Source organism: Bacillus sp. SIMBA_074 (assembly GCF_046534555.1).
Taxonomy (GTDB): Bacteria; Bacillota; Bacilli; order Bacillales; family Bacillaceae_G; genus Bacillus_A; species Bacillus_A mycoides.
On the sequence record NZ_JAWRYM010000005.1, the window covers coordinates 43,809 to 57,842 of the forward strand.

Annotated in this window: 12 protein-coding genes and 1 pseudogene; 3 read left to right on the forward strand and 10 right to left on the reverse strand. The window is 36.0% G+C overall.

Going from position 1 to position 14,034, the window contains the following annotated elements; all coding sequences use genetic code 11:
* Nucleotides 1-9: 9 nt before the first annotated feature.
* From SB773_RS08455 to SB773_RS08485, 7 genes and pseudogenes are all read right to left on the reverse strand, one after another.
* Entirely contained in the window at nt 10-573 is a 564-nt protein-coding gene (locus tag SB773_RS08455; protein ID WP_002141923.1) for a GNAT family N-acetyltransferase, read from the reverse strand.
* Nucleotides 574-641: 68 nt separating this feature from the next.
* Nucleotides 642-1,214 carry a YybS family protein gene (locus tag SB773_RS08460; RefSeq protein WP_410589474.1) on the reverse strand — a complete coding sequence of 191 codons (573 nt, stop codon included), beginning with the start codon at nt 1,212-1,214 and terminating at the stop codon, nt 642-644.
* A gap of 198 nt (nt 1,215-1,412) precedes the next feature.
* A complete protein-coding gene (locus tag SB773_RS08465) occupies nt 1,413-2,843 on the reverse strand; it encodes a PQQ-dependent sugar dehydrogenase (protein ID WP_410589476.1) in 1,431 nt (476 codons plus the stop codon).
* Nucleotides 2,844-2,934: 91 nt separating this feature from the next.
* Nucleotides 2,935-4,653 (reverse strand): alpha-keto acid decarboxylase family protein, encoded by a 1,719-nt coding sequence (locus SB773_RS08470; protein WP_215577125.1) that lies wholly within the window; start codon nt 4,651-4,653, stop codon nt 2,935-2,937.
* Between the two features lie 379 nt (nt 4,654-5,032).
* Nucleotides 5,033-6,901, reverse strand: a complete 1,869-nt coding sequence (locus SB773_RS08475) for an ABC transporter ATP-binding protein (protein WP_410589479.1) — start codon at nt 6,899-6,901, stop codon at nt 5,033-5,035.
* Nucleotides 6,898-9,144 carry an ABC transporter ATP-binding protein gene (locus tag SB773_RS08480; RefSeq protein WP_410589481.1) on the reverse strand — a complete coding sequence of 749 codons (2,247 nt, stop codon included), beginning with the start codon at nt 9,142-9,144 and terminating at the stop codon, nt 6,898-6,900. The genes SB773_RS08475 and SB773_RS08480 overlap by 4 nt, the downstream gene beginning before the upstream one ends.
* A gap of 162 nt (nt 9,145-9,306) precedes the next feature.
* Nucleotides 9,307-9,411, reverse strand: a pseudogene (locus tag SB773_RS08485) (IS6 family transposase); the annotation flags it as partial.
* Between the two features lie 537 nt (nt 9,412-9,948).
* Between SB773_RS08485 and pssA the strand changes: the two are divergent.
* Entirely contained in the window at nt 9,949-10,440 is a 492-nt protein-coding gene (pssA, locus tag SB773_RS08490; protein WP_002085344.1) for a CDP-diacylglycerol--serine O-phosphatidyltransferase, read from the forward strand.
* 32 nt (nt 10,441-10,472) lie between these two features.
* Entirely contained in the window at nt 10,473-10,595 is a 123-nt protein-coding gene (locus SB773_RS08495) for a hypothetical protein (RefSeq protein WP_002032342.1), read from the forward strand.
* A 291-nt stretch (nt 10,596-10,886) separates the two neighbouring features.
* On the opposite strand, the gene SB773_RS08500 is transcribed toward SB773_RS08495, so the two are convergent.
* Nucleotides 10,887-12,002, reverse strand: a complete 1,116-nt coding sequence (locus SB773_RS08500; protein ID WP_088033777.1) for an NAD(P)/FAD-dependent oxidoreductase — start codon at nt 12,000-12,002, stop codon at nt 10,887-10,889.
* Between the two features lie 126 nt (nt 12,003-12,128).
* Nucleotides 12,129-12,782, reverse strand: a complete 654-nt coding sequence (locus SB773_RS08505; RefSeq protein WP_215577124.1) for a YdeI/OmpD-associated family protein — start codon at nt 12,780-12,782, stop codon at nt 12,129-12,131.
* Nucleotides 12,783-12,925: 143 nt separating this feature from the next.
* Between SB773_RS08505 and SB773_RS08510 the strand changes: the two genes are divergently transcribed.
* A complete protein-coding gene (locus SB773_RS08510; RefSeq protein WP_002013279.1) occupies nt 12,926-13,108 on the forward strand; it encodes a hypothetical protein in 183 nt (60 codons plus the stop codon).
* Between the two features lie 19 nt (nt 13,109-13,127).
* On the opposite strand, the gene SB773_RS08515 is transcribed toward SB773_RS08510, so the two are convergent.
* A complete protein-coding gene (locus SB773_RS08515; protein ID WP_060751159.1) occupies nt 13,128-13,895 on the reverse strand; it encodes an arylamine N-acetyltransferase family protein in 768 nt (255 codons plus the stop codon).
* Nucleotides 13,896-14,034 lie beyond the last annotated feature (139 nt).

Below are 14,034 nucleotides of genomic sequence, written 5' to 3' on the forward strand. Positions count from 1 at the left end.
TATTTTATTTTATAATTCAAATATTATAGGTATATCATGTAAACTTTTTTTCCAAATCATATGATCGTTTGATTCGCCCCAATAATCCTTCAGCACATAACTAGGTTTTCCAAACTTTTTTGTCCATATACTTTGTGCTTTTTTGTATCCACTATCTAAACAGCATTCGGTTATTCCTCTGCTAAGTAATGTAAGATACATTGTATTTAGTAGTAAACTCCCTATACCTTTTCTTTGATACTCCGGAAGTATAAATACAGTTCCTATTTCATACAAATCCTTAAGTACACCGTCTGTACAACTATTAATCAATGCACTTGCTGGACCGATTTCAATCGTTCCAATGATTTTATCGTTACTTGTATCTATCGCTAATAAAAAGTAACGATTTTCTCCATTACTATCAAAATCATTTTTTAAATATTTCTTTTTCGAGTTAATTTCATTTTCTATGTCATCTAATAGATGTGATAAGCCTTCGTTTTTAAATGTATTAGTAATAACAAGACGAAAAAACAAATGTAATTCATCTAAATCATTCGAATTCGGCCTTCTAATTTCAATGTTATACATGGCTTACATCTCCAATTTTTAAAAATATATGAGAAAGTGTATTTGTTCAAAAAGATTTTATGCAATTGTTAAGACCATACTTTATATACTCTATTCATTATTATTCTACACAACTCTGCATAGATCCAGCAGTATAAAAAACTCAGTATAAATATTAATGTAATAACTTTTATATCCATAGTCGTATGAATAGTAGGACCAAGTACAGGAAAACGGAAGATATCGAGAATGATCATAATTCCTATAAGTAGACATATCGCTGAAAAGGAAATTACCCAAATCCTCCTCTTGAATTGTAAAAAGGATACTCCTAACGCTATACCTAATAAGCCTGTAGTAAAGGGAAAGACACTTAGTTCACTTGGCTCAATAATGAATAATAGGAAAATAGTAAGAATATAAGAAAGTACTCCCTCACGAATAGAATAACAAATAGCCAGAAAAATCGGTAGCGTCGCGAAAGGACTAATAAATAACCCAATTCCAGGGATTAAGTTCCCCGCAGATTGAAAAATAGCAGCAAATGAACCGAGTAATGCTGTAATGACTAACCTACTTGCAGGCGTCACCTTTTTTTTATGAACAAAATTCGCATCCTGCTCTATCATCCATTGATACCAATAGCTTCTAAAGCGATTCATCAAATTCCCCCCTAAAGAGACCTAATTCACCACTTTCTATTTTCATTCAAATACTTATTGGTTATGTTTTACTTTCTGCTTGTTAGGAATCACTATACAATAGATGTTTATCCATAGAAGGTTTTTTAAGAGGCGCTAAGTCGTGCGTTTGAAAAAGTATGAATTCCATATATTTTTAGACTAAGAGTTTATACCGTATCATGGAACAATTTCAAAAATAGTACCTTTGTTAAAATCCGTTACTTTCATAGATCCATAAACCCCTAAATATAATCTAGTTTGATCTCCATTTGTTCCCAAGCTCATATAATAAGCTGCTTGAGAATCAAAATCATAATTGGTTTCAATAACATGAAAATCATTACGTTTATCGTCTATACTTGCCCTAGTATATGCTAAAACACCTTTAACTGGAGACTGAGATTCTTCTTTCTTAGCAAGATCAGTAAACACGATACTACCAGTTAAACTAGGAATTGTAGTTCCCATATATGGTTGTACTCCTGTAAGTGAGGTTCCTCCAAACTTATCTGCTCTGGAATCTTTATGAAAATAACTAATTAGGGGCTGTATGCGCCTCACTGATGTTTCTATTGTTTCATTATAATAAGCCATTGTTCTCTCATCCGAAGTAGGATTCTCAGAACAGTGCCTTATAAAAGAAGTAGGAAATTCTCCTTCCCATCCTCGCCAACCAAAATTAATAAATCCATCTTGATTGGGAGTGGATCTCATTAAATGCATTTGAACAAGTTCGGTAACCGATATGGGTTTATAATGAACAAACGAAAAAATAGACTCTACAATATCCTGCCCGACATTTCCAGCATATTTGATATATTGATTATAAAACCTTTGGAATGAAATACCTGTTATATTCCGAACTCCTTTCGCAATTACTGTAAGTGTTTCTTGTATAGATACAGGAAACTCATTAAAGCGTGTAACTACTGGAGGGTTATTTATGAATGTATTTTTACTTACATCAATTTCAATTATTTTACCCGCTATTTCTAAATCATCCTGGCTTAAATTAAATGGATCATAACCCGATCCACCATCTCCATTTGTAAAAACAAGTTTTCCAGTCTCAGGTGAAAAGTTTAAACTATTGACTCCGTTATGATTAAAAAAGGGCCTTCTTATGTTAAGTAATGTCCGTCGTTTTTGAGGTTGACTATGTGATTGTAAAATCCATTCCTCAACCGTATCAATATGATCATATTGAGTATCTCTATTTACCCACTTTAAGTTTAAAGTTTTCGGATCACACGGATTAGGTTTAAAAGGTTCAGAAAGGGCACCCGGACCTTGAGTGCCAGCTACTGAATAATGAAGGTAAAATAAACCGTTTTGATAAAATTGTGGATGAAACGCTAGTCCTAGCAATCCGCGTTCATCATAACCGCTACTAGAGACACCTTCTTCAAACGTGCCTAATTTGATAATTCGCGGGCGAATATCTAAAAAAGTCCTTATAACTCCGTCTCCTATGTAAAAGATTTCTCCTATCTGGGTTGCAATAAATAACCTTTCAATTAAGTCACCTGGTAGTATAGTTGTTTTCAACACAGTAGGTAAATTGAACTTACTTGCAATGGGTCGTAAACTAACCTTAACTTTTGTCAACTTACTTTACACCCCTTTAATTGCGTTTTATTAAAAGAATATGATTAGAACTGTTCAATTAGTATCCAAGTAGGGACTAGAGAATTGGATATTATTTCTGGCTGCGCTGCTTTTCCTGCTTCTCCATATAACTACGCATCCGTCGCATATATTCAGGTGCGTCCATTGGATTCCCTGCGATCATTTCAATTATACAGAGTCTTTTGGCGCTTTCCTTTTCAACATGGATTATAGCCTGATCAAGCTCTCCATAGGTCTGGACCGTAACGGTAAACGCGTTACCTCCAAAAGCTTCGGCCAGCTTGGTGTAAGACCATCGAGGGATTTGGTTGTACTTTTGATCCTCTGTTTTGACATTTAAATATCTCTCGATTGTATAACCATCGTTGTTCAAAATAAAGATTATAGGCTTGCAGCCGTAATAGAGCATAGAACTGATTTCCTGTGCCGTTAGCTGCAGGGCACCGTCACCTGTAAACACCAATACTCGGCGTTCCGGCGCGGCCATAATAGCACCAAACGCCGAAGGGATTGCGTAACCGATGGACTGCCATCCACCTTGTCCAATATATGTTACATTGCCCGGCAGTCTTACCTCTCCCATTCCATAATAGAACGTTCCGGTCTCGGCGATTACAATATCACCCTCTTTCAGCATACGCTGAAAACGCGGATAATAGCCGTCAGCCATTAGAGGTCCGTCGGCAGTAGTTGTGAATTGCTCATAAGGGAATGACAATTTTTTTGTCAAACCTTTGCCCTTATAATTCACCTTCTGAACGGCAAGTAGCATGTCGGCTGCAAGAACATTCGGATATTCCGCCTCAGCGATTTTAACTATATCTGGTTGAATATTGACAGTTATCAGCGGGTTCAGCTTTGCGGTAAAACTTGCGGTGTTTGTGTCCGCCCATACCATGCCAATCGCAATGATACAATCTGCATTCTCCACCGTACTTTGGACTTCAGTCCTCCCGAAAGAGCCTAGATACATTCCGATATAATTTGGATGGGTCTCATCGAATCCTCCCTTCCCGTACATCATCGTTACAACAGGCACATTCATTGCATCGGCCAGTTGCCGAGTTGCTGTCTGAAGGCCGAATCGCATCGTTTTCACATCCACCAAGATAACTGGTCGGTGGGAACGTTCCAAAAGCGGACGGACATGATTCACTGCAGCCTGAAGGGTATTCGGATTGGATGTTGGACGTGGTGGTACCGGTTCTGCCCAGACTTTAATTGGCTTGGTCACTAAATCATTAGCCACAACCAGGTATACCGGCTTTTTCTTTTCCTTAGCAATGCGAATCGCAGTCTGAATTTCAATCTTGGCATTTTCCGGCGTAAGCACCGCGGTATATGCCGTAATCTGCTCATACACCTCGCGAAAAACGTCAAAATTCCCATCCATTAAGGTGTGATGCATAAGCTTATGCTCTTTTTGATCCTTCTCAGGAGGCGCACCCACAATGTGTATAATGGGCACATGCTCGCTGTTGGCTCCCGCTATCGCATTGCATGCACTGAGCTCCCCGACCCCAAATGTCGTAATAAGAGCCGATATTCCTTTGATTCTTGCATAGCCATCTGCAGCGTAGCCCGAGTTTAGTTCATTTCGTCCTTCTATAAAACGGATGCCGTTATAACACTCCAAAGTATCAAGAAGTGTAAAATTATAGTCCCCTGCGACACCAAAAATTTCGGTAATGCCCTCGAGTTTCAGGCAATCGAACAAATACTGGCCAACCGTTTTTTGATCAGGTCCCCTTTGTAAACCAAAGCTGCCCGTATTAATCATGTTGTCCATCGCTTGCTCACTCCTTATCTATTTCTTGGGCTTGTTCTATTTTATAGTACCCTTTTTGATAATTCCCTTTAATTAAACCGGTTATCCGTTGTGCAACAATTAATCAGGAAGAAATGCTCCTTATCTTTGGAGATATTCATAAAACAAGAGAAGGAGGAGAAACACTAAAACATTACAAAAATGTATTAATTAATCTTCTAATATTCTTTTTAAATTGTTTCCCTTTAAAACATCCCATTTATCATGCTCCTCACTCTGTTTTGCAAAAGTCTAGCTTACTTTTTAAAATTTTGTAACAGAACCTTAAAAATAATAAAAACCCACGAAGAAAATGCATTTTCTTCGTGGGTTTAGTTATTTAAATGGACTTTCACCTGACTCAAGAAGCATCCGCACCTTCAAACTGACTATTATAAAGCGAAGCATAGAAACCATCAGCTTTCAATAACTCTTCATGATTACCTTGTTCTACAATATCTCCGTCTTTCATGACAAGGATTAAATCTGCATCACGTATTGTTGATAATCTATGAGCGATAATGAAGCTTGTTCTACCTTCCATAAGGTTTTCCATCGCTTTTTGAATCAGTACTTCTGTACGAGTGTCAATGGAGCTTGTTGCTTCATCGAGTATTAATATTTTCGGATCCGCTATAAGGGCACGTGCAATTGTTAGTAGTTGCTTTTGTCCTTGGGATACGTTGCTTGCTTCTTCGTTTAGTTCCATTTGATATTTATTTGGTAATGTTTTTACGAAGTTGTGAACGTGAGCTGCTTTCGCTGCTTCAATTACTTCTTCGTCTGTAGCATCGAGTCTACCGTAACGTATATTTTCGATGATGGAGCCGTTAAATAGCCAAGTGTCTTGAAGTACCATACCAAACATGTTGCGCAGGTCTTCTCGCGTGAAGTCTTTTATATCGTGACCGTCGATACATATTGCACCGCTGTTTATGTCATAGAAACGCATTAACAGTTTTACAATCGTTGTTTTACCAGCTCCGGTTGGTCCGACGATTGCTACCTTTTGTCCAGGTTTAATATTAGATGAGAAATTATTGATGATGATCTTATCTGGATTGTATCCAAATTGAACATCTTGGAAGGTAACTTCTCCTTGAACTTTTTGCAGCTTCACTGGATTTTCTGCTTCTGGCACTTCCTCTTCTTCTTCTAAAAATTCGAAGACTCTTTCTGCAGCAGCTGCAGTAGATTGAAGTACGTTCGCGATTTGTGCTACTTGAGCGATTGGTTGCGTAAAGCTTCTAACATATTGCACAAAGGCTAAAATGTCTCCAACTGCGATGGTTCTCTTTACCGCAAGCCATCCACCTAAAATAGATACAGCGACGTAACCGATATTACCGATAAATGTCATAATCGGCATCATCATTCCAGATAAAAATTGAGATTTCCATGCGGAATGGTAAAGGGTATCATTTACCTTTTCGAATTTTTTCACTTCTTCTTCTTCTTTGTTGAAGGCTTTTACGATATTGTGACCACTATAAATTTCTTCGACCTGACCGTTTACGTGTCCTAAATATTCTTGCTGGGATTTGAAGTATTTTTGTGATCGTTTTACCACTGCCATGATGAGAATCATCGATACTGGCAATATTAAAAGCGCCACTAATGTCATTTGCCAGCTGATTGATAACATCATGATAAGTACACCGATGATTGTAATAACGGATGTGATGATTTGCGACATACTTTGGTTTAAAGTTTGGCTCACCGTATCTACGTCATTTGTAATTCTCGATAATACTTCGCCGTGCGTTGTTTTATCAAAGTATTTCAGCGGCATACGGTTAATTTTTTCATCGATTTCTTTTCTGAAGTTATAAGATACTTTTTGAGCTACTCCAGAAATAATGTACCCCTGGATAATACCAAACACAGTGCTCAGTATATATAATCCAAGGAGTAAAATGACAATGTTTCCGATATAGGTAAAGTCAATGGCCGCACCGGGTGCTCCTGATACTTTGCTTACGAGTCCTTCGAAAAGTTTTGTTGTCGCGTTTCCTAAAATTTTTGGACCAACGATTGTAAAGGCTGCACTGCCGATTGCGAAAAGGATAACGATTAAGATTGATAATTTATAGGGATTCAAGTATTGAAGGAGTTTATTCATCGTTCCTTTGAAGTTTTTTGCTTTCTCAATCTTTCTCATGCCGCCGCCCATATGACCGCCACCGCCAGGGCCGCTTTGTTTTCTATTTTCTATTTTTCTATCACTCATGATGACAACTCCTCTCTTGAAAGTTGTGATAAAGCAATTTGCTTATAAACTTCACAGTTTTCCATAAGCTCTTCATGAGTACCAGTTCCAATTATTTTTCCTTCGTCAAGTACAATAATCTTATCGGCATTCATGATTGTACTGATTCTTTGGGCAATAAGTAAAATAGTACTTCCTGTAATCTCATTGTTTAAAGCTCTGCGCAATGCTGCGTCTGTCTTAAAGTCAAGAGCTGAGAAACTATCATCGAATATGAAGATTTTCGATTTTTTCGTAAGAGCACGCGCAATAGAAAGTCTTTGTTTTTGACCACCGGAAACGTTCGTACCACCTTGTGATATTTCTGTGCGGAAGCTTTCAGGTTTCGCGTTAATAAACTCCATAGCTTGCGCGATTTCCGCCGCTTTTTCGAGTTCTTCTTCAGTCGCTTCTTTTTTACCGTATTTCAAATTACTCTCGATTGTACCTGAGAAAAGAACTCCTTTTTGCGGTACATAACCAATTTTCTCTCTTAATTCCTTCTGAGATACTTCTCTAATATCCGTGCCATCTATTAATATTTGGCCGCTTGTGACATCGTAAAAGCGTGGAATTAAGTTGATTAATGTTGATTTACCACTACCTGTACTTCCGATGAAAGCTGTCGTTTCACCAGGTTTTGCAGTAAAGGTGATATTGGAAAGCACATCTTCTTCTGCACCTGGGTATCTAAAGCCAACATTTTTAAATTCAACGTAACCTTTCTTGTCTGAAGCAAATGTTTTCGGCTCTTTTACATCACTAATGGTAATGTCAGTATCTAAAACTTCTGCGATACGTTGTGCGGAAACTGAAGCACGTGGAACCATAATAGATACCATTGAAATCATTAAGAAGGCCATGATGATTTGCATTGTATATTGCATAAATGCCATCAAATCACCAACTTGCATATGTCCCATATCCACTTGGTGTGATCCAACCCAAATAATAAGTACAGTAACGGCATTCATTATAAACATCATCATTGGCATCATAAATGACATTAAACGGCTTACAAATAAATTTGTTTTTGTTAAATCTTGATTTCCTTTTTCAAATTTCTTTTCTTCATGTTTTTGAGTATTAAAAGCACGAATAACGAGCATACCGGTTAAAGATTCACGAGTGATTAAGTTAATTTTATCTACTAACTTTTGGATACGCTTAAACTTAGGAATCGCGATGCTAAATAAACCAATGACTAGGCTTAAAATCGCAATTACCGCAACTGCGATAATCCATCCCATTGAAAGGTCTGTAGTAAGTACTTTAATAATGCCGCCGATACCTAAAATTGGTGCATAGAATACAATGCGAAGCATCATAACCATAAGTGTTTGAACTTGTTGGATATCATTTGTACTTCTTATGATTAGAGATGCAGTGGAAAACTTATCAAACTCCGCATTCGAGAAGTTTGTAACTTTCCGGAATACTTTCTTTCTAAGGTCTCTGCCGAGTCCTGCAGCTACTTTTGCAGCAAGTAAACTCACGATAACGGTAGCTGCCATACTTACTAAGGATAAAAGTAGCATTTTCCCGCCGGAAGTAAGGATGAAATTAGATTGAAGCTTATCTATATTGATACCGATCTTTTTATACTCATTCTCAATGAATGAAACGGCTGATTGCGTTACCATGCTACCTGGCATATTCTTAAACTTTTCATCTGCCTTTTCTTTCATTGCATTGATTTGATCTTGAGGAAGTTTCGCAATGATTGCAAAAGGATCTGAATTTGGCGGAAGTTTCGCTGGTGTGTTGTTGTCACCTGTCGCAGCAGGAGAGAAAGCAGATGAGCCACCTTTTTCAATTCCTTGTGTAATTAACATTGGTTTCCCAAAGATATCGTTAAGTTCGTTAATTATTTTTTTATCTTCTGTATGTAACTTATAAAGTGGCTCTTTATCAAGCTGCGGATAATCTTTTAAGTCATTTTTTAGTTCGCTTTGAGAGAGGTTGTTCTTATCTAAAAGCACATAGTTATCAGCAACTTTTTTCTTCTCATTTTCATTCATAAAGAGCGTAAGTTTATCCATTTCACTTTTACGAATAACCTCAGGTACTGCATTTTCTACACCTTTTTGTTGAATCCCTACATTGACAATGTTAGACATGTAGTCTGGCAGTGATAGATCGCATACTGCCTGTACAGTTAAAAGACATACAACTGCAATGATGGAAGCAATAAATGGTTTTAAATGCTTCATGATCTTTAACATTTAGTTCATCTCTCCATTTTCTTTGTCTAATTTTTTTAGTTTTTACTCCGCTTCTCTCCTTTATTCTTCGTATTCTAAGTAATTCATTCTAGCAGCTCTTTACGTATTTTCGACTACAAATTAATTTTATGACTATATGAAGATATGATGCATCTTTTAGTGTGTAGATGTTGTTTTATAGGACTTAAATCCAAAAATAGAACGCACATGTTTCTTAATAAAACGATGATCTTGTTCCACTATATAATTAATATATCTAACTAATCTTTTCTGGCGGAAAACCAGAATTTCGTAAACTACCTGAATTGATTGATGAATATCGGATTAATATGTTTCCTGTAGTCTTAGGCAGTGGACTACCTTTATTAAAGAAATTACGGACAAAATTAATCTTAAACTTATAAAAAACAATACATTTAAAACCGGAGCGGTTGGTCTTATCCACCAACCGGAGGAAAATGCTTGACTACTCGGCACTTCAACTATCGGGTGCTAATGTTCAACAACGCGTACCGAAAATAATCAAACATATTTTATAAAAAGTGATTCTATAAAATATGTTTAGAGCCTATTTTGATAACTCTTTTTTTTTCAAAAACAGGCTTTTTATATTAGGTAAATCAGCAGTAATAGACTTACCTTTGATCAAACATGTTTATAAACCAACATAACGTACAGGAAATCGGTTTTTCTCTTGCCGAAATTTACTTAGCATACAGTGGTCATATTTTTTCAAGAATAACGGAAGAATATATAGAAAATGCTACATAAACGTGAAGTTTGATCAACTTAGGGGGGACAACCTTGTTCAATCAAATAGTAAAAGCTGTACCCAATTTATTTACGATTGGAAATTTATTGTGCGGTGTTTTTTCAATTACCATGAATATGAGTGACTATTTGGAAGTGGCCTCCATTTTTATTTTCTTTTCAGCTGTTTTAGATCTCCTTGATGGAAGAATTGCGAGGAAATTAAAAGTGAACAGTGAGTTTGGTGTACAATTGGATTCCTTAGCTGATATTGTTAGTTTCGGAGTTGCTCCTGCACTTTTATTTCATTCGATAGCAACACCTTCTATTTTAACTTCTTTGGCATTTATCCTTTTCCCAACGATGGGTGCTTTAAGATTAGCTAAATTTAGTGTAAAACCAACCATTGGATATTTTAAGGGATTACCTATTCCAGCTGCTGGATTACCATTGGCCGGTATGGGATTGTTTTCATATAGCAATGCATGGATTACATTAATCCTCGCTCTCTTAATGGTAAGTCCAATTAGGTTTAAAAAACTTTAATTGGGATCCCGTCTATCGCTTTAATTTCATTTGTGGAACGGTTCGCTAATATCCATCAAGTTGAGGGTTTTGATGTTATTCATCATTTTACGAATGCAGCGATGGGACAGACTTTAAAGAGCTTACCTATTGTAATTGCTCATAATAGATTGTGAAATTGAATAGCCTCCAGTTTTTGAGGCTATTGTTTATATTTCTGATATGTATTTTCGCCTCTATATTGAACGAATCCCCCTTTCTTCTCTAATACCTCAAACGATAAAAATGCACTTCGTTGCTATAAAGGGCAAAAAATTTTCGTTTTGTGGATTATTTATTTTTTTAGCTTGATAGCGATGTGGTGATCCCACTTGTTTAAAAGAACTCCTACCTCTCAAAATACTTAGTTACGCCCAAATAACATAACAAAAAGATTAGGAAATCACTCCTAATCTTTTTGTTTATTACTATTCCATTGCCCCAGCAACATCATAATCATTTAAATCTAATTCAATCGGTTGCCCTAACGCAAGTTTCGCAAGTTCTGATCCTAAGTATGGACCTGCTGTTAATCCTGAAGCACCTAATCCGTTTGCAATGAGTATGCCTTCAAAATTAGGGAGTGGGCCAATAACAGGTAAGAATCCTGGCGTAAATGGCCTGAAGCCAACTCTAGTTTCAAGCATTGTACCATCTTCTAAACCAGGCGCTACTGTTAACGCTTTATGGAATACTTCATGTAAACCACCAGCTGTTACACGGTGATCGAAACCAGTATCATTCTCATGCGTTGCACCAATTACGACATGGCCATTGTCAAATGTTAAAATATATTGATCGTTCGGCGGCATAACAACTGGCATATTTTCTGTTGCTGTATTTTCAATTTGCAAATGAACAATTTGTCCTTTTTGGAATGTAACTAAGAAATTAATTCCTAACGGATTCAAGATTTCATTCGCCCATGCGCCTGCAGTTACAATTACCTTTTCTGCTAAAATTATTTCATCGTTTACTGTAACTCCAGTAATACGATTACCTTCACGAACTAATACAGCATCTCCTTTTATAAAAGTAGCACCATGTTTTTTCGCAGCACTTATTAATGCGTTACGTAATGATCTTCCATTTACTCGTGCAGCGCCACTAATATGAACAGAACTGTATTCTTCTGATAATGCTGGGAATAATTTTTTCGTTTCTTCAGCTGATAAGCGAGTGATTTCACCGATCTCTGGTGCATCTTCACGTCGTTTATAAGCTCGTTCTTCCATTTGATCTAGTTTTTTCTCGTCAGTATGTAAACTAATTGCACCTACACGGTTGTAACCTGTATCCGTTTCACCGTCTTCTTCTAATTGTTGGATTAACGAAGAATAGTAACGTGCACCGCCCTTAACGATTTTATACCACGCTTTATTACGACGCTGCGAAAGCCAAGGACAGACGATACCTGCTGCTGCATCAGTGGCTTGACCTAAATCTTGACGATCTACAATAGTAACCTTCGCACCAGCCTTAGCAAGATGATAGGCAGTAGATGCCCCTAAAATCCCAGATCCAACTACAATATACGATTTCATTTCAAACACCTTTTCTCTTTTGCTAATTATTTAAATATAAGAACATACTTTAGTATACTGAAAGGAATCCTTTTTTCAATGTGCTCAACGTAATTAATTGTTGCATCATTGTGACGTTCCTAATCATTATTTTTTCTTCTTACGGAATAATTCAATTGTTTTATAGCCTTGTGAAAGGATTTCAATCATTTTCTCAAGACGTTTATCGCGTGTTTTTTCTTGTTTCACTGAAAATAAATTACGTGCCCAATCTTTTTGATAACCAGGAGTTAAACTTTGATAAAAATTAAGTTCAGCTGGATGATTAGCCAATAATGCTTCAACATCTTGAATACGATCTGCATAATCAGCAACACATTGACTCGCTGCAGGTGTTTTCTTCGCTTTTTTCTTTTCACGTTTTAAACCTACAACTGTAAAGACATCATCCATACTTACCATTCGCGCAAATTTAATTTCGCTTTCCCCAACATATCCATCATCTCCAACGTTTAATACCGGAAACATCTCATCACGGTGAATAAACGTACTGTAACGAGCATTACCTTTTTTCGGATATGCGAAAAACACGTAACCTTTTTCAATTAGTAATTCTTCATTACTAATAATAAAATTCGTTTGTTTCACCATTTCATCAAGTGTTTCAACAAAAATAAAAATAGCATCATGTTCTTTTGAAAATGAGGTTTCTTTACCTGTGAAAATGTCATAATCACTTGGTTCGTTAATTACGACCATATTTGTATACTTATTTAGTTTCAATTTATCAATAACTGACATTATAATCTTCCTTTGCATCCAATATTCATTTTATATACTTCTTTATACTGTTCTAGTGTATTATATCTATTAAGAAAATTAAACTTGAAATCGTATCATTCTGTTTCAATAGACCATAATTTTTTACTATAAGGAGTGGTTTTATGCCATATGTAATCCGAGATGAAGGGCTAGTTTTGCAAGGAGATAATGGAAAAGAGCCAGTTTTTCATACATATGAAGAAGCTGAGGAAACGTTAAAAACGTTAACTATACCGCAGTTTCCGAAACATATTAGACGAAAACCATTTAAACCAAAAATAATAAAAATAGCCGATTCTGAATAAGAACCGGCTATTTTTATATTCACAACTCAATAGCAAATAAAGTATATAAAAGCTCTTTATATTGATTTTCTGTAATTTCACGCTTCGTTTTTTCTCCATAAATAATTTCAGTTAAACTAGTATTCGTTAATGAGATATGGCCAAAGTTCGTCAATTTTACTGCAATGGGTCCTTTATTGAAAATAGATTTCTCATCTTCTATCACTCTTCTTTGAACATCGTTTACTACTGTCTCATCAATAATATGTTTATAAAAAGCATGACAAACTTTCCATTCTCCATCAACATCTATTCTTTCTAGAACATAGTTTCCTTTACTCGTATCTTTTTGTCTTACTCGATACGAACCGTTTTTAGAAGAAACAAGTTCGCCAGTAAACGGTACTGGCACAAGAGGTACTAATGAAGCAATACCTACATCAATTAAGTACCTTACGTTTTCGTAATTTAAAATAATTGTTATATGCCCATCTTCAAGTGCCCAATCGTTTATATCATTTTTATATACGGTACCTAGTGCGAGTTGTACATCATAACCACTATCTTTTAAAAAATAGTAAAAAAGAGTATTTAATTCATAACAAAGCCCACCTCGAGAACTAGTTAAAATTTTCTCTTGTAAGTTTTTCATAGAAATTGTATTCGCATTACTTGCTATTACATTTAAATTCTCAAACGGGATTGTGTGGGCAAATGCAAAGAGTATTGTACTTAATTCTTCAAATTTTATTTCAGTACGTTTTTCAAGGTTTAATCTTGTAAAGAGTTGATCTTGTAACTTTGTCATATTCAGCACCCCTTAATAAGTTAAAATAATATATGCTGATTGTAAATTTGAAGGGATATTGTAACAATGTATATTTGCAGTTACTGTACCGGTACAAAATTTAAATTTGAATTTGAAAAACATTTTTATATAAAAATAC